This window comes from Campylobacter sp. VBCF_01 NA2 (genome assembly GCF_027797205.1).
GTDB lineage: Bacteria > Campylobacterota > Campylobacteria > Campylobacterales > Campylobacteraceae > Campylobacter_B.
In genome coordinates this window covers 45,584-68,490 of the sequence record NZ_CP115607.1, presented here as the reverse complement: position 1 = coordinate 68,490, position 22,907 = coordinate 45,584, and the positions used below count along the sequence as shown (strand labels likewise).

26 protein-coding genes are annotated in these 22,907 nt (G+C 40.7%); 13 read left to right on the top strand and 13 right to left on the bottom strand.

Translation table 11 applies throughout. The annotated features are described in order from the left end of the window. Positions 1 to 47 precede the first annotated feature (47 nt). From recA to PF027_RS00395, 6 genes are read left to right on the top strand one after another with little or no spacing between them, the layout of a single operon-like run. Positions 48 to 1,085: a recombinase RecA gene (gene recA, locus PF027_RS00420; RefSeq protein ID WP_270858502.1), complete on the top strand. Its 1,038-nt coding sequence runs from the start codon at positions 48 to 50 to the stop codon at positions 1,083 to 1,085. Further along, complete coding sequence (gene eno / locus PF027_RS00415; protein WP_270872063.1) at positions 1,085 to 2,335, top strand: phosphopyruvate hydratase; 1,251 nt, start codon at positions 1,085 to 1,087, stop codon at positions 2,333 to 2,335. Before recA ends, eno begins: the two co-directional genes overlap by 1 nt. After that, positions 2,335 to 2,868 carry an FtsB family cell division protein gene (locus tag PF027_RS00410; RefSeq protein ID WP_270872062.1) on the top strand — a complete coding sequence of 178 codons (534 nt, stop codon included), beginning with the start codon at positions 2,335 to 2,337 and terminating at the stop codon, positions 2,866 to 2,868. The genes eno and PF027_RS00410 overlap by 1 nt, the downstream gene beginning before the upstream one ends. Then, on the top strand, positions 2,865 to 3,599 hold the full coding sequence (locus PF027_RS00405) for a hypothetical protein (RefSeq protein ID WP_270872061.1): 735 nt from the start codon (positions 2,865 to 2,867) through the stop codon (positions 3,597 to 3,599). Before PF027_RS00410 ends, PF027_RS00405 begins: the two co-directional genes overlap by 4 nt. 9 nt (positions 3,600 to 3,608) lie before the next feature. After that, positions 3,609 to 4,241: an NAD(P)H-dependent oxidoreductase gene (locus tag PF027_RS00400; RefSeq protein WP_270865815.1), complete on the top strand. Its 633-nt coding sequence runs from the start codon at positions 3,609 to 3,611 to the stop codon at positions 4,239 to 4,241. A 10-nt stretch (positions 4,242 to 4,251) separates the two neighbouring features. Then, positions 4,252 to 4,869, top strand: coding sequence for a hypothetical protein (locus PF027_RS00395; RefSeq protein WP_270872060.1), 618 nt, complete (start codon positions 4,252 to 4,254; stop codon positions 4,867 to 4,869). 75 nt (positions 4,870 to 4,944) lie between these two features. Here PF027_RS00395 and PF027_RS00390 read toward each other — a convergent pair whose 3' ends face one another. From PF027_RS00390 to rpmJ, 7 genes are all read right to left on the bottom strand, one after another. Further along, positions 4,945 to 6,750, bottom strand: a complete 1,806-nt coding sequence (locus tag PF027_RS00390; protein ID WP_270872059.1) for a Na/Pi cotransporter family protein — start codon at positions 6,748 to 6,750, stop codon at positions 4,945 to 4,947. 155 nt (positions 6,751 to 6,905) lie between these two features. Then, positions 6,906 to 7,262 (bottom strand): 50S ribosomal protein L17, encoded by a 357-nt coding sequence (gene rplQ, locus PF027_RS00385; RefSeq protein WP_270872058.1) that lies wholly within the window; start codon positions 7,260 to 7,262, stop codon positions 6,906 to 6,908. 9 nt (positions 7,263 to 7,271) lie between these two features. Next, positions 7,272 to 8,291 carry a DNA-directed RNA polymerase subunit alpha gene (locus PF027_RS00380; RefSeq protein ID WP_270872057.1) on the bottom strand — a complete coding sequence of 340 codons (1,020 nt, stop codon included), beginning with the start codon at positions 8,289 to 8,291 and terminating at the stop codon, positions 7,272 to 7,274. Positions 8,292 to 8,301: 10 nt separating this feature from the next. Then, positions 8,302 to 8,928 (bottom strand): 30S ribosomal protein S4, encoded by a 627-nt coding sequence (rpsD, locus tag PF027_RS00375; protein ID WP_270858511.1) that lies wholly within the window; start codon positions 8,926 to 8,928, stop codon positions 8,302 to 8,304. 18 nt (positions 8,929 to 8,946) lie between these two features. Next, positions 8,947 to 9,339 (bottom strand): 30S ribosomal protein S11, encoded by a 393-nt coding sequence (gene rpsK, locus PF027_RS00370; RefSeq protein ID WP_270864765.1) that lies wholly within the window; start codon positions 9,337 to 9,339, stop codon positions 8,947 to 8,949. Between the two features lie 10 nt (positions 9,340 to 9,349). Then, on the bottom strand, positions 9,350 to 9,718 hold the full coding sequence (gene rpsM, locus PF027_RS00365) for a 30S ribosomal protein S13 (protein WP_270858513.1): 369 nt from the start codon (positions 9,716 to 9,718) through the stop codon (positions 9,350 to 9,352). Between the two features lie 3 nt (positions 9,719 to 9,721). Next, entirely contained in the window at positions 9,722 to 9,835 is a 114-nt protein-coding gene (gene rpmJ / locus PF027_RS00360; protein ID WP_270858514.1) for a 50S ribosomal protein L36, read from the bottom strand. 242 nt (positions 9,836 to 10,077) lie between these two features. On the opposite strand from rpmJ, the gene PF027_RS00355 reads away from it, so the two are divergent. From PF027_RS00355 to PF027_RS00340, 4 genes are all read left to right on the top strand, one after another. Next, complete coding sequence (locus PF027_RS00355) at positions 10,078 to 11,250, top strand: 1-acyl-sn-glycerol-3-phosphate acyltransferase (RefSeq protein WP_270872056.1); 1,173 nt, start codon at positions 10,078 to 10,080, stop codon at positions 11,248 to 11,250. Then, positions 11,228 to 12,058: a phosphatase PAP2 family protein gene (locus PF027_RS00350; RefSeq protein WP_270872055.1), complete on the top strand. Its 831-nt coding sequence runs from the start codon at positions 11,228 to 11,230 to the stop codon at positions 12,056 to 12,058. Before PF027_RS00355 ends, PF027_RS00350 begins: the two co-directional genes overlap by 23 nt. Next, entirely contained in the window at positions 12,039 to 14,519 is a 2,481-nt protein-coding gene (locus PF027_RS00345) for a PEP/pyruvate-binding domain-containing protein (protein WP_270872054.1), read from the top strand. Before PF027_RS00350 ends, PF027_RS00345 begins: the two co-directional genes overlap by 20 nt. Before the next feature lie 98 nt (positions 14,520 to 14,617). Continuing rightward, a complete protein-coding gene (locus PF027_RS00340; RefSeq protein ID WP_270862949.1) occupies positions 14,618 to 15,223 on the top strand; it encodes a lactate utilization protein in 606 nt (201 codons plus the stop codon). A 157-nt stretch (positions 15,224 to 15,380) separates the two neighbouring features. On the opposite strand, the gene hisIE is transcribed toward PF027_RS00340, so the two are convergent. The 6 genes from hisIE to PF027_RS00310 all read right to left on the bottom strand — a co-directional run bounded on the left by hisIE (position 15,381) and on the right by PF027_RS00310 (position 20,965). Then, a complete protein-coding gene (gene hisIE / locus PF027_RS00335; RefSeq protein WP_270871133.1) occupies positions 15,381 to 16,181 on the bottom strand; it encodes a bifunctional phosphoribosyl-AMP cyclohydrolase/phosphoribosyl-ATP diphosphatase HisIE in 801 nt (266 codons plus the stop codon). Between the two features lie 62 nt (positions 16,182 to 16,243). Beyond that, positions 16,244 to 17,329: an SPFH domain-containing protein gene (locus tag PF027_RS00330; protein ID WP_270877277.1), complete on the bottom strand. Its 1,086-nt coding sequence runs from the start codon at positions 17,327 to 17,329 to the stop codon at positions 16,244 to 16,246. Positions 17,330 to 17,337: 8 nt separating this feature from the next. After that, on the bottom strand, positions 17,338 to 18,264 hold the full coding sequence (locus tag PF027_RS00325; RefSeq protein WP_270877276.1) for a branched-chain amino acid transaminase: 927 nt from the start codon (positions 18,262 to 18,264) through the stop codon (positions 17,338 to 17,340). Between the two features lie 394 nt (positions 18,265 to 18,658). Beyond that, positions 18,659 to 19,645, bottom strand: a complete 987-nt coding sequence (locus tag PF027_RS00320; RefSeq protein ID WP_270871393.1) for a phospholipase A — start codon at positions 19,643 to 19,645, stop codon at positions 18,659 to 18,661. Further along, the gene (gene mobA, locus PF027_RS00315; RefSeq protein WP_270877275.1) at positions 19,635 to 20,186 is read right to left on the bottom strand and encodes a molybdenum cofactor guanylyltransferase; all 552 of its coding nucleotides are present in this window, start codon (positions 20,184 to 20,186) and stop codon (positions 19,635 to 19,637) included. Before mobA ends, PF027_RS00320 begins: the two co-directional genes overlap by 11 nt. Before the next feature lie 2 nt (positions 20,187 to 20,188). Then, positions 20,189 to 20,965, bottom strand: a complete 777-nt coding sequence (locus PF027_RS00310; protein WP_270858521.1) for a hypothetical protein — start codon at positions 20,963 to 20,965, stop codon at positions 20,189 to 20,191. Positions 20,966 to 21,127: 162 nt separating this feature from the next. Between PF027_RS00310 and PF027_RS00305 the strand changes: the two genes are divergently transcribed. The 3 genes from PF027_RS00305 (at position 21,128) to PF027_RS00295 (ending at position 22,898) form a co-directional block, all read left to right on the top strand. Beyond that, a complete protein-coding gene (locus PF027_RS00305; protein ID WP_270862997.1) occupies positions 21,128 to 21,469 on the top strand; it encodes a formate hydrogenlyase maturation HycH family protein in 342 nt (113 codons plus the stop codon). Beyond that, on the top strand, positions 21,466 to 21,924 hold the full coding sequence (locus PF027_RS00300; RefSeq protein WP_270877274.1) for a hydrogenase maturation protease: 459 nt from the start codon (positions 21,466 to 21,468) through the stop codon (positions 21,922 to 21,924). Before PF027_RS00305 ends, PF027_RS00300 begins: the two co-directional genes overlap by 4 nt. 86 nt (positions 21,925 to 22,010) lie before the next feature. Further along, the gene (locus PF027_RS00295; RefSeq protein ID WP_270877273.1) at positions 22,011 to 22,898 is read left to right on the top strand and encodes an aldo/keto reductase; all 888 of its coding nucleotides are present in this window, start codon (positions 22,011 to 22,013) and stop codon (positions 22,896 to 22,898) included. The last annotated feature ends 9 nt before the right edge of the window (positions 22,899 to 22,907 follow it).

Below are 22,907 nucleotides of genomic sequence, written 5' to 3'. Positions count from 1 at the left end.
AAAGTTATTTTGCTAAAATCAGCGGTAAATTTTTTTTAAGGAATAGTATGGACGAAGGAAAGAAAAAAACCCTTGACGCCGCGCTAAAATCGATTGACAAAGCGTTTGGCAAAGGCACTTTGGTTCGCCTTGGCGATAAGCAAGTCGAGGCGATCGACGCGATATCCACAGGCTCAGTCGGCCTTGATATCGCCCTTGGAATCGGTGGCGTGCCAAAGGGCAGAATTATCGAAATTTACGGACCAGAAAGCTCTGGTAAAACTACTTTGACACTTCATATCATCGCCGAGTGCCAAAAGGCTGGCGGAATTTGCGCATTTGTCGATGCCGAGCACGCGCTAGATGTCAAATACGCCGCAAATTTGGGCGTAGATACAGACAATCTATATGTAAGCCAACCTGATTTTGGCGAGCAGGCCCTTGATATCGTCGAAACCCTAGCCAAAAGTGGCGCAATTGATTTGATAATTGTAGATAGCGTCGCAGCACTTACGCCAAAGAGCGAAATCGACGGCGATATGGGCGATCAGCATGTAGGACTTCAAGCTAGACTTATGAGCCAAGCTCTTCGCAAACTCACAGGCGTCGTGCATAAAATGGGAACAACGGTGATTTTCATCAACCAAATTCGTATGAAAATCGGTATGACAGGATACGGCTCGCCAGAGACCACCACAGGCGGAAATGCGCTGAAATTTTACTCATCAGTGCGTATCGATATCCGCAAAATCGCCACACTCAAACAAAATGAGGAACCAATCGGCAACCGCGCGAAGGTAAAAGTGGTCAAAAACAAGGTGGCTCCGCCGTTTAAAGTGGCAGAATTTGACATTATGTTTGGCAAGGGCGTTTCCAAAGTCGGCGAGTTAATAGATTATGGCGTCAAACTCGACATTGTCGATAAAAGTGGCGCGTGGTTTAGCTATGGCGATACGAAGCTTGGTCAAGGCAGAGAAAATGCCAAAATTTACCTAGAAAACAATCCAAGCGTAGCTGATGAAATTCTAGGCAAAATAAAAGAACAAATGGGAAGCGAAGGCGTGAATTTAAGCGATTCTAGCGATGATGATAAAGGAGAAGAATAATGGTATTCGTAGAAAATGTGTATGCAATCGAGGTTTTAGATAGCAGAGGTAATCCGACGGTTAAAGCCACAGTCGAGCTAAGCGACGGCACGGTAGCGAGCGCAGTAGTGCCAAGTGGGGCAAGCACTGGCAAAAGAGAGGCTTTGGAGTTACGCGATAAAGACGCGAGATTTGGCGGAAAAGGCGTGCTAAAAGCGGTCGCTAATGTAAATGAAGCAATCGCTGAGGCAATCGTGGGAGCCGATGCGTATAATCAAAAATTTATCGATGATACTATGTTAGAGCTTGACGGCACTGAGAATTACTCAAATTTAGGCGCAAATGCTGTTTTGGGCGTATCTATGGCGGTTGCAAGAGCGGCTGCAAAAAGCCTAAATATGCCACTATATCGCTATTTGGGTGGGGCAAACGCTAGCGTTTTGCCTGTGCCGATGTTTAATATCATCAATGGTGGCGCACACGCAAACAACAGCGTGGATTTCCAAGAATTTATGATTATGCCGTTTGGTTTCGATAATTTCAGCGACGCTTTGCGCGCAGCAGCCGAGATTTATCAAACTTTAAAGAAAATCCTAAATGACGCAGGTCATAGCACAGCTGTGGGCGATGAGGGTGGTTTTGCACCAAATTTAAAAGACAACGAAGAGCCGATTAAAATCATTATGAGCGCAATCGAAAAGGCTGGATACAAACCAGGCGAGCAGATTAAAATCGCCCTAGATGTCGCTTCTAGCGAGCTTTACGAGGACGGAAAATACAAATTAGAAGGCAGAGAATTCACAAGCGAAGAGCTAATCGAATACTACGCGAATTTGTGCGAAAAATACCCGATTTTCTCTATCGAAGATGGTCTAAGCGAAGATGACTGGGACGGCTGGAAAAAGCTAACTGAGCGCCTTGGCAAAAAAGTGCAACTCGTGGGCGATGATTTGTTTGTAACAAACGAGAAAATTTTACTAGAAGGTATCAAAAAAGGCGTGGCAAATGCGATTTTGATTAAACCAAATCAAATTGGCTCTGTTAGCCAAACCATGCAAACCGTGCGCCTAGCGCAACGCAACGGCTATCGTTGCATTATGAGCCACAGAAGTGGTGAGAGCGAAGATGCGTTTATCGCTGATTTTGCGGTCGCGCTAAATACAGGCGAAATCAAAACAGGCGCTACTTCAAGAAGCGAGCGAAACGCAAAATACAACCGCTTGCTTGAAATCGAGTGCGAAAGCGACGAATTTTTAGGCAACAAACTATAATGCTTTTTAAAAAAAAGGGTAGTGGTGCGCGCGAGCTTGGCTCTTACGCCCAGCGCGCACAATTTGGCGATGATAGCGAAATTTTAAGCCAAATCGGGGCTAAATTTTACGATGAGCAAGAGGGCAAAAGTGAAAATTTAGCCGGGAATTTCTACGAGCAAGAATTTGGCGCAAATTCGGCGCAAAAGCCAAATTCGGGCGCAAATTCTGCCCGCACAGCGAATACTGCGCCAAAACAAAATTCGCAAAATTCGCAAAATTCGCCAAAATTTAGCAAACCTAGAAATTTCAGAAAAATCGAATCGCCATTTAAAAAAATCGCCATTGCGCTTTGCGGGCTAGTGGCTATCGCTTACGCTGGATTTTTCTTATACGATGTGCTTTTTGGCAAGCGCTCGTTGGAGGTTTTGCGCGATTTGCAAAAGCAAAAGGCGTTTTTGTTTTCGGATATCGAGAGGCTAAAAAGTGAAAATGCCGAGCTTCAAAAGACATATTTGGAGCGCAGATTGCTAGATCCGGATTTGGTTAAATGAAAATTTTACTACCCTTTTTATGCGCAGTTTTACTGCTAGCTGATACGAATTCTAGCGCGAATTTAGACACCAATTCCACAAACAAAGACAAAAATTCAAGCGCAGAACAAAATTTAAGCGCACCTAAATTTCAAGTCATAAAACCCATAATCCCGCCAGATGACTTCACTTCGCAGCTCTTTTCACTCCCCTCAAACGCCAAGATAATCGAGCAAATCGTGGTGCGTTATAGCGACGAAAATGGCGCAACACAGGAAAAAATCATCGACATAAATCGCTCTGTGGATTGGCGAGATGATTTTATGCTAAGCGCACGAGCTAAACCTGCGCTTTCTAAAATTTTAGATGTTTCTGTCACTTCAAATGACCCAAATTTGGAGCAAAACGGCGGTATTTCTATGCCTAAGCCATATTTTACGCCACGCCTTGATTTGCCGTTAGAGACGATCAAATTTGATGATAAATTGCAGTTCGTTATCAAAAATCATAGTCTCGAAATCATCACAAAAGATGAGATTAAATCCCTCGATACAAACAAAAGCAAATTCGCAAAAATCGAGCTTTTTAGGGACGAAATGAAGCTTAGTCAGGCTGGATTTATGGTAAATGTGGGCGGGTTTTATGACATTAATATCACCAGAGATGAGGGCTTTTACACCCTCGAAATCAGCGGCGAATCAAACGCTAGCTTTGAGAATTTCGCCAATGGCTACATAATCAAACTAAAATAAGGAGAGAGTATGACACATACAGAAATTTTAAATTTTCGCCACGCATGCAAAATTTTTGACGAAAACAAAAAAATATCAGACGAGGATTTCAGAGCAATCCTAGAAGCTGGAATTTTAGCTCCAAGCTCGACTGGGCTTGAACAATGGGATTTTTTGGTTATCCAAAATGATGAAATGAAGCAAAAAATTTGCAATCTTTGCTGGAAACAGCCTCAAATCACCACCTCAGCGCGCCTTGTCGTAATCATGGCGAAAATTTCTGAGCTCAAAAACGGCAGTGAATACATCGCCAAAATGATTTCTCGCCGTGAGGACAAAAGCGCAGAAGAGCGCGAAGCAAGGGTGAAATTCTACGATGAATTTTTAAATGCAAATTTCAAAAATGACGATGAATTGCTATTTGGCTGGTCGCACGCTCAATGCATGTTCGCAGCGATGACTATGATGAACGAGGCCGCAAGTCGTGGGATCGATAGCTGTGCAATCGAGGGGATTGATGATAGGGCTGAGCTTACAAGAGTGCTAGGATACGAGCCAAACGACCGCCGCGTGGCACTCGTGCTTCCGTTTGGATACCGCGTAAATCCGCAGCCTAAAAAACTACGCCGTGCATTTGACGATGTCGTAAAAGTGATAAAATAAAGGAAATTTCGTGAAAAAGCTTTTTTCTTTTGCCCTTGTTTGCGCACTTTTTGCCGGTTGCGCACACAAGGCCGAGTTCAAAAACGGCGCAGATGTCGCCCCGTATGATGAAAATATCCTAGTCGCAAACGCCATGAGGGAAACTCAAATTTATATCCCGGCTGATATTATGAGCGAGCAAACTTTCGTCTCTTCAACTAGCCTTGGCAAAAAAAAGGATCTAACCCTTAGCCTTGGCGAGTTTGTCGGAGGCGAGACGAAGCGATTTATCGGCTCGTATTTGGTGCGAGCAAATACGATAAGCGATGAAAAACTCATAAGCCCTAGCGCGCTTTTAATCGTCCCGCAAATCAGCGATTTTAAATTTGGCTTTTATAGCGCAGATGGCTTTGATGTGACGGCCAAACCATTTATCAGCTACGATTTGAAGCTTAAAATTCTAAAAAACGGCAAGCCGATTTATAATAAAACAATCTCTACAAATGAGCGAAATTTCGGCGATAGCGAGTTTTTCGGCGGAGGTGATGGCTCGTATGAGCAACTAGCCGAAATTTTCCAAAAAGCCCTTGCCAACGACTACGCAATCCATGCCAGAGAGATTATCGATACGATAAATTTGGCGGATTAATCCAAATGCCCCTTTACCAAAAGGGGCTAAATTTGGTGCGAATTTACTACTTAAATTTGACATAAAAGCTAAATTTCACGCCTCTTTTGGGCGCAGATTATCGCGGATGATTTCAAAATCATCGTTTTCTTTGCCGTAATTAAATGTAATTTCCACGATTTTTAAAAGCCTTGAAGTGATTTCATTGACGATTTCCATATCGTTCATCAGCGAGGTCGCCATTTTGTTTGAAATGAGCTTCCCAGCTAAAAGTTTATCGGGCGCAAGCGCGCTTTTGCGGTATTCTTCAAAAAGCGCCCTAAGCTCCTTCATACCCTCTTTGCTATCAATTTCGAAATCGCGCAAATTATCCATAATGCGGAGCATTTTCACGATTTTTGCGCGCAGTTTGTCGTATTCGGCGCGGATATGCTCGTTCGATGAGCTCATAAATTTAAAGATATTTGGCTGGATTAGTTTGACATCTTTTAGCGTTTCGGCTAGAAGCAGGCTAGCTCTGCGGATATTCATAAAGCGCGCCAAATCGCTGTCTTTGGCGTTTGCGCTAGCGCCGATGAGATAGTCTGTGATTTGAGAGTAAAGCTCTTTGAAGCGGTTTTCGTAAAGCTCGTCGAAATTTATCTCCTTTGGCTTCGAGCGTTTGGCGATAATCTCAGCCGAGCCAAGCTCTGAGCTAAGGTCATTTTTGCTAATGCTGATTGATTTTGCCACGATTGAGACGGTGTTAGAATACAGCCTGCCCATTTCTTTGATAAGCAGGATAAATGCTGTATTTGGCACCTTTTGCGCGTTTTCGTCGAGAAATTTTGCCTTGATGATTTTGGCGCGTTTGACCTTGCCGGTGATGATTTTGTTTAGTAAAATTTCAAGTTTTGAAATCAGCGGATAAAAAATCATGCACCCAAAAGTATTAAAAATCGTGTGAAAAACAGCGAGTTTAAGCGCGTAATCATCGCTTTTTATCCCCACATACGCACTCACCCAGTCTGTGGCAAGCACAAAGTATTTTATCAGTGCGATCACCAAAACAGCCGTGGCGACATTGAAAATCACATGGCCAAGCATTAGCTTTTTTCCGTCGAAATTCGCCGAAAGTGAGCCGATGACTGCCACGATTGTGCTTCCGATATTTGAGCCAATGGCGATTGCGATTGCGTTTTCGTAGCTTATTTGCGACGCGCCAAGAGCTGCGATGACAAGGGCGAGCGTGGCGTGCGAGCTCTGGGTCAGTATCGTAATGACAATACCCACAAATGTGTAAATCAAAAGCCCGCCAAACCCGCTCATAGCGTATTTTGCTAGATCGACCGTGTCTTTGATCTCCTCAAATCCGCCCTTCATATAGTGGATTCCTAAAAACAAAAGCCCTAAACTAAATAAAAAATAGCCAAAACTTTTGGAATTTTGGTTTTTGGTGAATAAAAACAGCGAGCCTAGAATTATCAGAGGCATTGCGTAGTATGCGATTTGCGTTTTTAGCCCCAGTGCAAAGAGCCAGCCACCAGAAACCGTGCCCAAATTTGCCCCGCAAATGATAGCTAGCCCAGCGCTAAGCCCGATTAGCCCCGCGCTTAAAAACGATATCGCAAGCACGCTAACTAGGCCGCTTGATTGCATGATAAAGGTCGTGATAAACCCAAAAAGGAAGCTTTTAAATTTGCTAGAAGTTACGCTGTGTAAGAAATTTTCGATTATGCTTAGACCGCTTAGGGCTTGATTTAGCAAATTTATCGCAAAGATAAAAATGCAAATTCCAAAGGCGATTGTCATAAAGCTCTTTGAATACGCCATTAGCGCGCAGGTGATGATAAGGATAAGACCAAAGGCGATTTTGTGCCTTAAATCAATTAGTTTTTTTAAAAAATCATTTTGGATTTGCAACTTTTTCCTTTTTTTATTTTTGAGGCTTTTAAAAGTCGAAATATTACAATATTTTGCGTAAATTTGGGATTAAAATCTAAATTTAAAGGTTGAAATTTAAAGGGAAATTTGAAGAATTTTAAAATTTAAAATTCGGGATTTCTCCCGAATTTTGATTATTTGCTAATTAGCTCGATGTATGCCATCTCAGCTGCGTCGCCACGGCGAACGCGAGTTTTGATGACGCGAGTATAGCCACCATTTACGCCCTCGTATTTTGGAGCGATTTCGGTAACTAGTTTGTTTGTTGCGCCTTTGTCTTGTAATGCAGCGAAAACAAATCTATGAGCTTCGCTATCGCCTTTTCTAGCTCTTGTGATTAGTTTTTCAGCATAACTTCTAAGCTCTTTTGCCTTAGGAAGCGTTGTCTCGATTTTGCCGCTATTTACTAATGCGATAGTTAAATTTTTTAGCAGTGCAGCACGATGAGACGAAGTGCGACCTAGCTTTCTATATCCGTGATTGTGTCTCATTTATTATCCTTAATTTTTTGATTGTGCTTTAAGCTCTTCAAGCTTTTGTTTAAGGCTATCTTTTTTGCTTAAAAATTCTGGTTTATCATTACTCAATGGATAACCGATTTCTTCCATAATGCCTTTAATCTCTTCAAGAGATTTTTTACCTAAATTTTTAAGGTCTTTTAGCTCTGATTCGCTCATAATAGCGATTTCACCGACAAATTTAATATCGGCTTTTTCTAAGCAGTTAAAGCTTCTTGCGCTTAAATTCAAACTATTAATGCTTTCAAATAATTTAGCAAATTCTGAATTTGTAGGGATTTGTTTTCCCAAAGTATCAGAAATATTGATATTTACTATGCCTTTGAAAACGCTTAGTTGTTGATACATAGCCTCTAACGCATTTTTAAATGCGTCGATTGCGCTTACTTGTCCGTCAGTTGTGATCGTAAATACTACTCTTTCAAAGTCTGGGTTATCCTCGACTAGGACATTTTCGATATCATACACTGCTTTTGTAACAGGCGTAAAGAAAGCGTCAAGCGCGATATAATCGCTATCAAGAGTGTCTCTTATCTCTTCGCTTGGAACATAACCAATGCCCTTTTCTACGATTAGAGTAAATTTCAAATCGGCATCTTCGTTAATAGTAGCCAAATATGCGCTAGGATTTACTACATCGACCAAATCGTTGCAAAGATCGCTTCCGCAAATCTCTTTTGGTCCTTTGAAGCTGTATTCTACAACCTCTCTTTTTGAATCGCCCTTGATTTTAAATCTTAGGCTTTTCAAATTTATGATAAATGCAGCAACATCTTCGAGCATACCTCTCATACTATCAAATTCGTGGGTTACACCCTCGATTTTGACAGCAGTCGGAGCGAATCCGACGGTGCTAGTATATAGCAATCTTCTTAAAGGGTGAGCCAGAGTGACGCCGTATCCTGTCTCAAAAGGATATGCTACGATTTTAGCAACATTTTCGCTGACATTTTCAACCTTTAATTCAGTTGGCATATGAGCTGATGTTGTAATTTTTCTCATGTTTCACCTACTATTTAGAGTAAAGCTCTACGATAAATCTTTCCTCGACAGGAATAACTATTTCATCTCTTTCTGGAACGCGTGAGAAAATTCCGTATCTTTTCTCTTTCTCTACATCGACCCAAGCAACGATACCTGTTTGAGCTGTCAAATCAACCGCTCTTGAAATTTGAGGATTGTTTTTGCTTTTTTCGATAACTTCGATTTTTTGTCCAGCTTTTACATTGTATGATGGGATATCTAGTCTTTTTCCATCGACTAAAATATGTCCGTGAGTTACAAGTTGTCTTGCAAAACGGCGAGTTGTAGCAAAACCCATTCTATAAACTACATTATCAAGTCTTTGCTCTAATAGTTGGATTAAAATCGCACCTGTGTTTCCATCGCGACGAGCAGCTTCTGCGAATAGTTTGCGGAATTGTTTCTCGCTAACGCCATACATAAATTTAGCTTTTTGTTTTTCTCTTAGTTGCGAGCCGTATTCGCTAAGTTTAGCGCGTCTTTGTCCGTGTTGGCCTGGCGCATAAGGTCTTTTTAGAAGAGCGCTTTTTCCAGCTAGTCTTCTTTCGCCTTTCATAAATAAATCAACGCCTAGTCTTCTTTCTAATTTTTCAACTGGTCCTGTATATCTAGCCATTATATTCTCCTAAATTTATTATACGCGGCGGCGTTTTGGTGGTCTGCAACCATTGTGAGCCAAAGGAGTAATGTCTTTTAAAAATGTAACTTTAATACCCTCAATAGCACCCACGCTCTTTACAGCAGTTTCTCTACCGCTACCTGGACCTTGAACTTTGATACCAACTTCTTTAATGCCATGCTCTTTTGCTTTGCCAAGCGCATCTTCTACTGCTTGTTGAGCTGCGTATGGAGTTGATTTTTTGCTGCCTTTAAATCCTAGTCCGCCAGCACTGCTCCATGCGATAGCATTTCCCATTTCGTCTGTAACTGTAATCATTGTGTTATTAAATGTAGCAGAGATATAAACGATACCTTTTGCTATATTTTTTCTAACGGTTTTTTTCTTAACAACTTTTCTTTTTGCCATTTCTCAATCCTTATTTAGTTGCCGCGCCGACAGTTTTGCGTTTGCCCTTGCGGGTTCTAGCATTTGTCTTTGTTTTTTGACCGCGAACAGGAAGACCTTTTCTGTGTCTTAAACCTCTATAACCACCCAAATCCATCAAAGCTTTGATATTCATCGCAACTTCTTTTCTAAGATCACCCTCAACCATATAGTTTTCTTGGATCTCTTTGCGGATTGTAGCAGCCTCATCTTCGCTTAGATCAGCAACTCTTTTGTCGTAAGAAATGCCAGTGGCATCAAGAATTTTTCTTGAAGTGAAAAGACCTATACCATAGATATAAGTTAGGCCATACTCAATTCTTTTTTTCTTTGGTAAATCAACACCTGCGATACGAGCCATAACTTATCCTTGTCTTTGTTTATGTTTTGGATTGTCACAAATTACATGGACAACACCTTTGCGTTTGACGACTTTACATTTGTCGCACATCTTCTTAACAGAAGGACGAACTTTCATCCTACACTCCTAAAATTTTATTCCGCTTAATGCAACTTGCACTTAGGTTTAACGAATTTCAGGCGAAAGTATCAAACCAACTGTTTTCAAAATAGCGGTGATTTTGAAAACACTTCTTCACGCAGTTAGTTGCAAAAAATGGCAAATTTATCCAAATTTAGCTTTAAATTTACTTATTAAGCGTAGAAATTTTATAAAATTTATTGTAAAATGTCTGCTTATTTTATTTTCAAAGAGCAGAAGTGATTTCTAAAATTTTAGTTTGGATTATAGCAAATTCATATTTTCGAAAAATTACCAAATTTGACAATTTTGCCACAAATCGCATCAAGTGCGCCAAAATTTTCGCCCTTTCACACAGAAACGGGGCGGTTGATGGCTGGGTTTATTCATACATTTTTAAAAATGCAGTTTTTACTCTTGCAAAGTCCCTTCAAAGGAATTTCTTTTTAAAAATTTTATTTCCAGGAATTGCGATTTTTCGCGAAAAAGACGAACCAAAAACCTACAAACAAAAAAATATACGAGCCTTTAAAAATATGCTAAACACCCTAAATCACACTCCGCTTTGCATATTTCCAGAGGGCACAAGTTCGCTTGGATTATCGCATTTGCCTTTCGAAAAGGGAATTTCTACGCTTAGTGCTACCTTTGTAAAACAAAATAAAAAATCCCTTGCAATCACGCCGTTTGCGATATTTTACGATGATCCGACCTGTATGGGCGGAAAGGTTTTTGTAAATTCGGGCGAGGAAATTATCGTAAATTCTGCAAATCCAAATACTATTCACGCAAACTTAACCCAAAATTTTGAAAAGATTTTAACCAGCTACAAAAGCGAAAAAGATATGCAAAATGCGCATAAAATCGCTATTTTAGCCACGCTGTTTGATGAGAGCAAAAATTACGGCGAAATTTTATTAAAATTACAAAAGCAAAATTTCACAAATCTAACACAAAATTTGCAAATTTACGAAGAAAAAATAAAAGGCAAAAATCTACTTTTTTACAAAAAAATCGCAATTTATCCAAAAAATATCCTCCTTGCTTTTTGGACTTTATTTATAACTTCGGTTGTGGTTTTGCCGACATTTGCGCTAAATTTTATCCCCATAATCTGTGCGTTTTTCGCTGGCAAAAAATCAGAGGAAATCCACACTATATCGCTATATAAAATTATTGTAGGATATGGAATCGGGGCGGTTTTTTACTTTATTTTGGCTGTTTTGGGTATGGTTTTTGGTGGAGGATTTGGGGCTTTGGTTGTGATTTTTGCCTTGATTTTTTCGCTATTTGGGTTTAGATTATACGGCGCTTTTAAAAAACACCTTTTTGCTATTTTAAATTTAGCAATTTTTCCAAACGCAAGAAAAGACTTTTTGAGGTTAGAAAATGAAATTTGCACAAATTTATAAAAATATCTTAGCACACGAAGTGCTTTGGCTTACATTTTTTAGCATTTTATTACTTAGACTTTTATTTTTCGGCGAATACGCATTTGCCATATTTTGCGTAGTTTGCATGTGTGCGATAGTTTATAATATTTCTAGCAAAAGCCAAATTTTGCGTTTTGGATTTTATGTATTTTTAATGAATTTAATCTTTGTCTTGCTTAGATACATTTCGCCCTTCATTAATCCTAGTGGCAAAAAAGACGCATTTTTATACAGCGTTGATTGTGCGCTATTTGGGGATTTTGTGGGTTTTTATTTGCAAAAATTTCATAGCGAAATTTTAACTGAAATTTTTGCATTTTTTTATCTTTTATTTCTGCCACAACTGCTTTTCTTTTTTATATATTACATTGTCAAAAAAAATTTGACCCAAAAATTTTACACTGGACTTATGAGTCTTTATGCTGCCGGGTTTTTGGGTTATATTTTTGTCCCTGCAATCGGTCCGTATGAGTTTTTGGCTCAAAAATTTCACTCAGCTTTGCAAGGATATTTTTTCTTTGATTTATTAAACGAAAACTACGCCAAAGGCAGCAATCTAACCGATGTTTTCCCGAGTCTGCATTGTGGTGTTTCGTGCTTTATTTTGCTTTTTAATTTCAAATTTGATAAAAAACAATTTCGTATTTGGCTGATCCCAACACTGCTACTTTGGGTTTCTACGGTGTATTTGCACTATCATTATTTAATCGATTGCATTGTAGGCATTATGCTAGCTACGATTTGTTTTTATTGCGTAAAGGAAAAAAATGAATATATTAAAATTTAACGACCAAAAAGCCGTAAATATCGCGCTTTGTGGCGGAAAAGGTGCAAGCTTAGCCAAAATGAGTCAAGCTGGTTTTGCTGTGCCACAGGGCTTTATCGTTACAGCTAGTGCGTATAAAAAATTTATCGCAAATGCGAATTTAGAGCTGAACTTCGAGTATGGAAATTTAGAAATTTTAGAAAAACAGAGCGAAAATTTACGAAAAAAGCTATTAAATTTGCCTCTGCCAGATGATTTGAAAGATGAAATCAAAGAAAATTTAGCGCTACTTGGCGCAAACAAATCTTACAGCGTCCGCTCATCTTCTACGCTAGAAGATCTTGCAAATTCGGCTTTTGCAGGGGCGCACGATACATTTTTGAACCAAAAAGGCATAGATGAAATTACGCAAAAAATCAAAGAGTGTTTCATCTCGCTCTGGCTTCCTCGCGCCATAGCCTATCGCCACAAACAAGGTTTTGCGCAAGAAAATGCTGATATGGCTGTGGTCGTGCAAGAGATGATTTTTGCTGATAAGGCTGGTGTGAGTTTTGCTATAAATCCAGTCAATGGAAATTTTGACGAAATTTTAATCAACGCAAACTACGGACTTGGCGAGTCTGTGGTGTGTGGGGAATACGATGTCGATGAATACCACATAGACAAAAATTCTCTAAATTTGATTTCAAGCGTTATCGCAAACAAGCAAAAATCCATTTTATGGGGAGAAAATGGCACTTATGAGAGCGAAATACAGCCAAATTTAGCAAATTTGGCTTGTCTTAGCGAAGATGAGCTAAAACAAATCGCGCAGTTAAATATAAAAACAAGCGCGCATTACGGCTTCGTCCAAGACATAGAGTGGGCGATAAAGGATAATAAGCTCTATCTTTTGCAATCTCGCCCAATAACAACAATTATCCCGCATTTTACCAGAGATGAATCAGCCGAACGCTATCCAAGCGTGATAACTCCGCTGACTTGGGATTATGTGGATTTGGCTTTTCACATTTCACTAAAACACTCGTTTGAATTAATGGGGCTTCCACCATTTAACGGCAAATGGTTTGCAATGTTTGACAACTACATTTATGGCAACCAAAACGCGGTAAATTTGTATATGCAAACCCCACCTTTAAATGTAAAAAATTTAGAGCAATTAGCCCAAATTTTGCCTAGTTTGAAACAAAAATTTAGCTACGCTTTTTCTTTGCCTAATTCTTGGAATATAAACTTATCGAATTATCTCTTGCAAATAGGCGGTTTAAAAGCCCAAAATTTAGACAACAAAAGCGAAAAAGAAATTTGGGAATTTATTCAAAGCTTAGTCGATGTCGGCACAGAGTATTTCAAGCCAAATATCGCAATATCAATAACGCAGTTTATGATTTATAAATTTTTTATGCGATTTTTGCAAATGATTGATGAGAGCAGGGCTGCTTCGTGGTTTGATGCTCTATGCACAGCGCAAACCAAAACCAGCCTGATAAATAATGAAATTTTAAGCCTAGCCTCACATGTCGCCCAAAATAGCGAGCTAAAAGATATTTTTATTTCACGAAATTCAAGGCAAATTTTAAGCGAAAATTTACTCGATAAATTTAGCGATTTTAAAGCCAAATTTGAAAAATTTATAGATTTACACGGACACAGAGAGGTCGAGTTTGACTCGTATATTCCTACATGGGAAGAGGCGCCACACATAGTTTTGGATAATATAAAAAATATCTTAAACAATCCTGCTATGCAACACAAAAACAAATCTAGCGAAATTTCAGCCAAAACAAATAAAGCCCTTAGCGAAATTTTAAACGCAGTGCCAAAAAATTTGCAAGAATTTACCCTTGAATTTGCAAATTTAGTCCAAATTTACACCATACTCGATGATGAAGAACACTACCAAACCACCAGACTAACGCCGATGATGAGAAAGGGCATAAAAGCCCTTGGCGAAAAATTGGTGCAAAAAGATATCATCGCTGAGCCGTATGATCTATTTTTCGCACATTTACAAACGCTAGAAACCGCGGTAAAATCTGGCGAGTATGAAAGTCTAGCAAGCGAGATTCAATCGAATAAAACCGCGTATTTGAAAAACAAAAATTTGACTCCGAAATGGGATTTATCGGCCGATGAAAAGAGCGAGTTTAACCCAAATGCCAAAATCCTAAAAGGGCTCCCTGCTAGCATGGGTGTGGCAGAAGGAAGTGTTTGCGTGGTGCGAAGTAGCGATGATTTTGCAAATTTTGTTCCAAACTCTATCCTTGTTGCGCGGACGACAAATCCAGCCTGGACGCCACTTTTTTATAGCGCAAAAGCGCTGATTACCGAAAGTGGCGGTGTTTTATCGCATGGGGCAGTTAGCGCAAGAGAGATGAAAATCCCAGCTGTCATGGCTGTAAAAAGCGTAATGCAAATTTTGCAAAACGGGCAAAAAGTGCGCGTAGATGGCAAAAATGGAATTGTGGAAATTTTGGATTAGTTTTTAAATTTTAGCAAATCTCATCAAATCGCACCCAAAACAGCCAAAATTTTTGCAAATTTTGATAAAATACCAAAATTTTATTTCAAGGGGCGAGTGTGAATTTCGACAAAATAACCAAAAATTTGGAAAAATTAGGTTACAAGGTCAGCGCTTTTGAAAGCAAAGAAAAGGCTGTGGAGTATCTAAATATCTATATCCACGATGTCAGCGTGGGCTTTGGCGGTTCGATGAGCGTAAAGGAAATGGGGCTGTATGAGAGCCTCAGAGAGCACAACGAAACCTACTGGCACTGGCTACTTGACAAAAATCTTAGCGTCGATGAAACGCGCAAAAAAGCCCTTACGACCGATGTTTATATCTCATCTGTCAATGGCATTTCAGAAGACGGCGAAATCATCAACATCGACGGCACCGGCAACCGCATAGCAGCGATTTGCTACGGGCACAAAAAGGTCTATTTCATCGTGGGCAAAAACAAAATCGCGCCAGATTTTGATAGTGCGATGAGCAGGGCTAGAAACATAGCCGCCGTGAAAAATACAAATCGCTTTAAATCAAAAACCCCATGTGTCGCAAACGGGGATAAATGCTACGACTGCAAGAGCAAAGAGCGCATGTGCAGGGGGTTTAGCATATTTTACTATCCGCCGTATGGCTGTGAATACGAAGTGATTTTGATTAACGAAAATTTAGGATTTTAAGCAAATTTCGCTGTTTTGCCATTGCGGGCACACCTTGCTCGCAATGACAATCTACGAGTGGAAAATTTAAAAGCCCATAGCTTAAAATTTTCAAAATTTATTCGAATTTCCTTAGATTACAACACTTTGCCCATAATGACAACAAATTCGCAGGATTTTATTTTTCCTGCCTTGAATTTTTCTCCTCTATCCCGCTGATACCCTCACGGCGTGCAAGCTCGCGCAAAATCGTCTCAGGGTGGATTCCATGATCCCCCAAGGCTACAAGCATGTGAAAAATAATATCCGCGCCCTCGTAAATCGCGTCGTATTCTGGCTCGCCCGCTCTATGCTCGCCAAAACGCGCCCGCTGGCTACTTGGCGCAGATTTTGCACGGGTTAGATCCTTGCACGCAAGCGCGAACTCGCATGCCTCTTCGGCGATTTTTTTGAGATAGCTATTTTCGCCCTTTTTATACAGGCTTGCGACATACGATTTCGCAGGGTCAGCGTTAAATTTCCTATCCAAGCAAACATGGTAAATTTCATCTAAAATATCATAAGGCGAAATTTTGCGAGCAGTTTTGGGCGCAGTATTTCCACCGCCCAAATTTTGCGAATTTTGCTCCGAATTTTGCGCCAAATTTGCCAAATTCTCGCCAAATTTTACTTCGTTAAAAAAACAACTCTTCGCTCCCGTATGGCACGCCGCACCGCCCTTTTGCTCGACTTTAAGAAGCAGAGTGTCGTTATCGCAGTCTAAAAACGCAGATTTTATGATTTGCTCATTTCCGCTTGTTTCGCCCTTTTTCCAAATGCGATTTTTTGTGCGCGAAAAATAGTGCGCTAGCCCCGTTTCTAGCGAGAGCGCAAGCGCTTCTTCATTCATATAGCCAAGCATCAAAACAGCCCCGTCGCTGTAATCTTGCACCACCACTGGAAGCAAGCCAGCGACCTTTTGCCAATCAACCTTAATCATAAAATCTCCGTTTTTGTAAAATTTGCAAAATTTGCAATCCCGCAAAATGGGGATTGCAAAAATTATTGTTCGCTAATCGCCGATTGTTGCGGTTTGTTTTTGGTATCGACCCAGATATTTGGCACCGCACCGCCTGGGGTTAGGAAAATCTGCGCGTCTTTGTTTTCACGCAAAGCCTCGTTGAATTTCGCCTGAGTTTCGATTTGCTTTAAATTTAGCAAATTTTGATTTAGGCTTTTTGCGATTTCTGTATTTGCATACGCCTGCGCGTCAGCCTCGATCTTCACAGCGTCCGCCTTGCCTTGGGCTTCAATTTTTACAGCATCAGCGTTACCTTTGGCAAGGGCTGCTTTTTTAAGAGCCTCTTGGTTAGCGCGCTCGACCTCGTATTTGGTGCGCTCTGCCTCTTGTTTAGCGATTTGCACGCGCTCGATTTGCTCTTTGATTTTTGGCGGAAGTATAATCTCACGAAGTTGCACCGCTCTTAGCTCCACAGGAGAATTCGATAGAGCGTCTATATTTGAGCGGATTCCTTGATCGATTGCCTTAGCGATTTCCTCGCGTTTGGTCGGAAGCTCCTCGGCTGGGTAGTTTCCTATGACGCTACGCACGACATCTTTGACGCGAGGATCGATGATTTTATCCTCCCATAAAAGCCCCCACTCCGCAATCGTCGCAGGCGCGGTGCTCTCGTTTAGTTTATACTGCACGGTGATATCCACGCTTACTGGCAGGTTGCGAGAGTCTAGCACCGAAAGCGAGTTTTTGCGAATAATTCCACCGATACTTCCGCCACTTGCCCTGCTTGTAGCCATATCCTCGTTGCTAGTGTAGTTGATGATTCTCACGCGCGTATCAATCACAAAAATATCTTGGATAAACGGCACGAAAAAGTGGATTCCAGCGCCCAGCGGTGTGGGATCGTATTTACCCAAATTTGACTTAATGCCAACCTCGCCTGATTGGATAGTGGCAAATGGTTTTGCGATGATAAAAAGCGCGATAATAGCAATTAAAAAGTAGAAAAATCCGCCGAATTTAAAGCCGCCAAAATTTTGCAAATTTGGCCCCTTAAAGCTAAATCCACCATTTTCGTTGCCACCATTTTTTTTATTTTTGTTGAAATAATCATTTAAATCTGCCGGCATAATTATCCTTATTTGATGTATGTGAGCCAGTGCTCAAATTTAGGGTCTTTGCCAGTAACGACCGCAAAATACGCTTTTTGCAATTTGCTTGTGATCTCGCCCATTTCGCCCTTGCCGATAATGCGTCCGTCGATATTGCTAATCGGCGTAACCTCAGCAGCTGTGCCTGTGAAAAACGCCTCATCAGCCGCATAGACTTGATCGCGCGAAATGCGTTGGCGAAGGACTTTTATACCCAAACTCTCGGCGATTTGGATAACTGAGTTTTGAGTGATTGACTCCAAGCTAGTATCGTTTGGCGGAGTGATTAGCGCGCCGTCTTTTACGACAAACAAGCATTCCCCTGGACCTTCTGCCACAAATCCTTGCGGATCAAGTAGTAGTGCCTCATCATATCCAGCATCGACAGCCTCGAAGTTTGCCATTTGTGAGTTGAAATAATTCGCACTCGCTTTTGCCTTAGCCATCATTGAGTGTTGAGCAGGTTTCGCCCAAGATGAAATTTTCACCTTAATGCCCGCTCTTAGGGCTTCCTCGCCCATATACGCGCCCCATTGCCATGCAGCTACTACGGTATCGACTGGGACATCTTTTAATGAAACGCCCATAGAGCCGTATCCTAGGTAGATTAGCGGGCGGATATAGACGGTTTGATCGAAGTCGTTTTTGGCCACGACATCGATTTGCGCCTGACGCAACTCGTCGAAGCTATAAGGGGTTTTGATTAGGCAGAGTTTGGCTGAAACTAAAAGTCTTTTTGTGTGCTCATCAAGGCGAAAAATCGCATAACCTTTGTCTGTCTTGTAGGCTCTTACGCCCTCAAATACTGCGTTGCCATAGTGAAGTGAGTGGCTTAAAACATGCGTTGTAGCCTCAGCCCATGGGATTAGCGAGCCGTTTTTCCAAATTAAATTTGCCGGTTGAACCTTTGCCATTTTACATCCTTTTTTGAAATTTAAACCTGTGATTTTATCTAAAATTTTATAAATTTTGACTTTTCAAATTCGTTTAATCTACCACCCAAAGAAATGCGAAGCATTTCAGAAAAATAAAACCAGTTAAATTTAGAAAAACGAAGTTTTTCTAAATTTAGCCACCTTGTAAAGCGTCGTCGGGGGTTGGGGGTTTGTAAGGGGGAAGGGGCGCGACCTCGCAATTCAAGCCCCCTTCCCCCTTACAAAGAATTTCACAAGAAATTTTAAAATTTAAAAAATCGTTCAATGCTAAATTTAGGTTGAATTTTAAATTAAATTTTACTGGATTGCTTCGGCGATAAATCGCCTCGCAATGACAAATTATACAAAATTCAGGGTCAGTATTTGGCAAAATTTAAAATTCCACAAACGAGACGCCAAGGCCGATTTTATCGACACTTTTTTTATAATCCGCCAGGCTCTCAGCGTATCCGCTAAAATACCTAAAATATCCATAAAGCCCGCTGTTAAATAGCGGAAATATAAAATCAAGCTCGATTGCACCGCGATTTTGCGAGTTTAAACGCAGATTGTTGCGCCATTTAGCCATGACTTTGTGTCGCCCGAAGCTATACGAAGCGCGCAAATCCCCATAGCCCATATACTCGCTAATGTCCTTGTTGCGCTGATCTAGCCCGAAAGCATACCAAAGTCTCGGCGTGATTTCAAAGCCCCCAAACCTCCACGAACTTTGCGCGTAAAGATGATTTATCGAGCGCGAATCCGCCCCGTCCTTGCCGTTTGATTCGTGCAAAACGCCAAGTTTTAGCTCGTCGGCAAAGCCTGGCTCCAAACTCATAAAAAGCTCTGGCTTGTAGTTATTTTCCCTAAATGGCGCGCTATCGGCGGTGATTTGCCACCACGAATTTTGCGTGTAAGCAAAGGAAATTTTCTCGCCAAAGCCAAAATAATCATAGCTTATAGGCCGTTCGAAACTAAACGCAAAGTGCGCTTCATTGGGGCTACAACCCTGTTTTTTATGGTGATCGTGAGTAAAAACTGCGTAAATTGGCTCGTAATATTTAATGCCCAAAAATTCGCTAAAATTTTGTTTTTTGCTTGGTTTTGGCGTGGAATTCAAGTCTAAATTCGCTAAATTTTGCTTTAAATTTTGCTTTTTCGGATACTGCGCCGAAATTTCATTTGAATTTGACGCTAAATTTGACTTTGAAATTCCGCTTGAATTTTGCGCGCTAGTGTTTGCAAGGGCTAATTTTTTGTAATAAATCATAGCGTTTTTATAATCGCCCTTTGCCTCAAAATCCCTAGCTTTCGCCAAAATTTTGCCATCATCTGCGCACAAAACGCTAAATAGCGCCAAAAATAAAATTTTAGTTTTCAACTTTTTCTAAATCGCTTTCGTAATTGATATTTAAAAACTGCGCTTTGTCTTTAAATTTTAAAATTTCACTATCGCAAGAAGTAATAAATTCGCCGATTTTATGGTTGTTTTCGCGGTAAAATTTCAGCGCACGCTCCGCCAAATCCCCGCTAAAAAATCCGCATAAATTATGCGTTTTTTCGCCATCGCTTGCAAGCGAAATCTCAGCCCTGCTCTCCCAAAGCGCGTGGATTGCCTCTTCGCTCACAAATGGCGTATCAGCAGGCACGATGAAAACCCTTTTCCCGGCAAACCCCCTTAACGCCGAATACAGCGCACCCATAGGTGAAAAATCTTCGAAATCATCTTTTATCAAAGGAAGCGGGGGGCTAAATTTTTGCGATTTTGCGCAGACGAAAACCTGCGAAAAAATGCGAGAATACCTTTTAAAACAAAAATGCGTCATGCTAGGCTCGTCCAAAAATGGCTCTACTGCCTTATCTCTGCCAAAGCGAGAGCTTTTGCCACCGCACAAAATCACGCAAATTCTAGGCTCGCCCAAGCCTATCCTTCTTGCATATATTTTGCCTTGCCAAGCGCGTTATTTCCGATGAAATGATACAGGCTTGGGGCTTGAAGTTTGGCTAGTTTTGGGTATTTTTGCCTTAGTGTTTTCCAGATATCATAGACCCTCATGCCACTTTTATACAAGCTCATAATCTCGTCGAAATGCTCATCATACAGGCTTGGTTTTTTAAGAAGTGAAATTTTGCGCCCCATATCGAGTTTGGCGTTGGTTTCTATAAACTCATGGATTTGCGCCTCTGTGATTTTGGTAAAATCTTCTGGGTATTTTTCCCTCATTACTCTCAAAATATCTTTATCAGAAATGCCCTTGAAATGGAGCTTTTTAAGCTCAAATTTATACGCTTGCAAAAGCTCGTTTTTGCTCTTTGCGATTGCGCGAATTTTGTTTTTTTCGTCCTTACAATTCGTAGCTATGAAGTGCGTTAGCCCCGAAGCGCTCACAGATTTTTTAAACTCCGCGTCCTTCTCGCCGATATGGGCTAAAATCGCTTTGACCGTGTATCCCCTTGAAACCAGCTCCTCGATATCTTTCGCGTATGGAGTATAGTCGAATTTCGCGCGCGAAAACCCAGTTTGCGCGGTGATTTTTTTGTAAATTTTCGTATATTGCGACTTGTTAATATAATTTTTTTTCAGGGCTTTTCGAAGCTCTGCGCTAATCGCGCTAAAATCATCATACGACGCAATACTTGTAATCAAATCAGATTCATTTACGACACTGCCATCTACTACAACAATACTTACAACCTTCATACCGCCCTCCTTAAAATTTGTCCTAAAAGCCTTTTGCTTTTAAGTGAAAGATTATACTACTTTTATAGCAAATAAAGGGCAAAATTTTGGATTTTTTTTAAATTTTAATAATTAAGAATTTATCTGTATAATTTCGCAAAATTTCAAATTTAAGGCAGGATTATGATAGAGGTTTGGAAGCTGACAAAACGCCATGTAGATGAGCCAGATACTGCGCCGAAATTTAGGGATATCACCATTTTTACGAGCCTTGGGCATGGGGTTGGCACGATTGATTTTAGCGAGAAGATTTGCGAATTTAGCGAAAATGAGTGGGAAGAGATACTAAGCGCGGGCGATGAATACGCGAAATTTAAGCTAGGAAATATCGCTACGATAAACGAAATCGAAATTTTCCCAGAACACGCCATAAAACTTTTGCAAAGCCTTAAAAATTCGGCTTTGGGTGAGTTTTTAAAGAATTTAGATGAGGGTTATTTAACGCTTAGGAAAGTTTTTAGATGAAAAAAGCAATTTTGTGCGTAGGAAACGAGCTTCGTGGCGATGACGGCGTTGGCATAGAAGTCGGTAAAATCGCCATGCGCAAGCTTCCTGGCTGGGAGGTATTTTTTGGCGGGGACATGCCAGAAAATGAATTTTCCAAAATCAGAGCTTACGCGCCAGAAATCTTAGTCGCTGTCGATGCAATCGGCGTGATAATGGACGAAAACGCCAAATTTGAGTGCGAATTCGTGGATTTAAGCGATGATGTGAGTTATTTTTACAGCGCGCACAATATCCCAGCGTGCGTGTGGATCAAATACCTGCGCGAATTTATCCCAAAAATACTATTTTTAGGCATTAAGGTTGATTTGCTAAATTTGGGCGAATTTTCCTCTACGCTCTCACGCACAGCCAAAACTGGCGCACTTCTTGCAATCGAAAAAATCAAAGAATTAGACAAAAATTTGCAGGATTAGGCAAGGGATTTGGAGGATTGTTCTACCAAATTCCACCCCAAATTTGGTAAAATTTCTGCGAAATTAACCTCTCGCAAGGAAATTTTATGCAAAGACGAAGTTTTTTGAAAAATTCTGTAATTTTTGGCGCAGGCGTGATTGTGGGCGCAAATTCGCTTTTTGCAAACAAGGGGGCAAAAATGCAAAATTTAGTTCCAAATTTCACTTTAAATAACGGCAGGGAAATCCCTATTTTAGGCTATGGCACTTGGGATATTCGCGGCAGGGACGGGCTAAAAGCTATCGAAAATGCCCTAGAAGTCGGATACCGACATATTGACTCGGCGCAGTATTACCGCAACGAAGACATCGTGGGCGAAGCTGTGCGAAATAGTGGCATAAAACGAGATGAAATTTTCGTAACTTCAAAGCTAATGTGGGGCGCAAATGTGGGCAAAGAGGGTGCAAAAAGGGCAGTTTATGAAAGCCTAGATGCGCTTAAATTTGATTATATCGATTTGTATCTAATCCATGCTCCTTATGGCGATATTAAGGGCATTTGGGCTGGATTTTGCGAGCTAGTGGGAAAGGGACTAATAAAATCAATCGGCGTTAGCAATTTTAGCGTGGATTTAGTGCGAGAGCTTTGCGATGAATTCGCCATTAAGCCCGTTCTAAATCAAATCGAACTTCACCCGTTTAACCAGCAAATTTCAGCTCAAAACGAGCTTGATAAATTAGGCGTTGCCACACAAGCCTACTCGCCTTTTGGCACCGGAAGTTCTAGGATTTTGCAAAATGAGACGCTTAAAATTATCGGCGAAAAATACGGCAAAACCGCGGCGCAGGTCATTTTGCGTTGGCAAATACAAAGAAATATCATCACTATCCCAAAAACCGCGACAAAGTCCCGTATGATCGAAAATATTAGCATTTTTGATTTTAATTTAAGCAATGATGATATGAAAAAAATCGCAAATCTTGAAAAATTTTAAAGGAGAGAG

Coding starts and splice junctions, on each gene's coding strand:
- rpsM (WP_270858513.1), bottom strand. CDS start 9,718: ATGGCTCGTATCGCAGGTGTTGATTTACCAAAGAAAAAAAGAATTGAG.
- PF027_RS00310 (WP_270858521.1), bottom strand. CDS start 20,965: ATGAAGGTTGTAAGTATTGTTGTAGTAGATGGCAGTGTCGTAAATGAA.
- PF027_RS00380 (WP_270872057.1), bottom strand. CDS start 8,291: ATGAGAAAAATTACAACATCAGCTCATATGCCAACTGAATTAAAGGTT.
- PF027_RS00300 (WP_270877274.1), top strand. CDS start 21,466: ATGAAAAAAGCAATTTTGTGCGTAGGAAACGAGCTTCGTGGCGATGAC.
- rpsD (WP_270858511.1), bottom strand. CDS start 8,928: ATGGCTAGATATACAGGACCAGTTGAAAAATTAGAAAGAAGACTAGGC.
- PF027_RS00410 (WP_270872062.1), top strand. CDS start 2,335: ATGCTTTTTAAAAAAAAGGGTAGTGGTGCGCGCGAGCTTGGCTCTTAC.
- PF027_RS00330 (WP_270877277.1), bottom strand. CDS start 17,329: ATGCCGGCAGATTTAAATGATTATTTCAACAAAAATAAAAAAAATGGT.
- rpmJ (WP_270858514.1), bottom strand. CDS start 9,835: ATGAAAGTTCGTCCTTCTGTTAAGAAGATGTGCGACAAATGTAAAGTC.
- PF027_RS00325 (WP_270877276.1), bottom strand. CDS start 18,264: ATGGCAAAGGTTCAACCGGCAAATTTAATTTGGAAAAACGGCTCGCTA.
- PF027_RS00400 (WP_270865815.1), top strand. CDS start 3,609: ATGACACATACAGAAATTTTAAATTTTCGCCACGCATGCAAAATTTTT.
- PF027_RS00350 (WP_270872055.1), top strand. CDS start 11,228: ATGAAATTTGCACAAATTTATAAAAATATCTTAGCACACGAAGTGCTT.
- PF027_RS00295 (WP_270877273.1), top strand. CDS start 22,011: ATGCAAAGACGAAGTTTTTTGAAAAATTCTGTAATTTTTGGCGCAGGC.
- PF027_RS00405 (WP_270872061.1), top strand. CDS start 2,865: ATGAAAATTTTACTACCCTTTTTATGCGCAGTTTTACTGCTAGCTGAT.
- rplQ (WP_270872058.1), bottom strand. CDS start 7,262: ATGAGACACAATCACGGATATAGAAAGCTAGGTCGCACTTCGTCTCAT.
- PF027_RS00305 (WP_270862997.1), top strand. CDS start 21,128: ATGATAGAGGTTTGGAAGCTGACAAAACGCCATGTAGATGAGCCAGAT.
- recA (WP_270858502.1), top strand. CDS start 48: ATGGACGAAGGAAAGAAAAAAACCCTTGACGCCGCGCTAAAATCGATT.
- rpsK (WP_270864765.1), bottom strand. CDS start 9,339: ATGGCAAAAAGAAAAGTTGTTAAGAAAAAAACCGTTAGAAAAAATATA.
- hisIE (WP_270871133.1), bottom strand. CDS start 16,181: ATGATTAAGGTTGATTGGCAAAAGGTCGCTGGCTTGCTTCCAGTGGTG.
- eno (WP_270872063.1), top strand. CDS start 1,085: ATGGTATTCGTAGAAAATGTGTATGCAATCGAGGTTTTAGATAGCAGA.
- PF027_RS00345 (WP_270872054.1), top strand. CDS start 12,039: ATGAATATATTAAAATTTAACGACCAAAAAGCCGTAAATATCGCGCTT.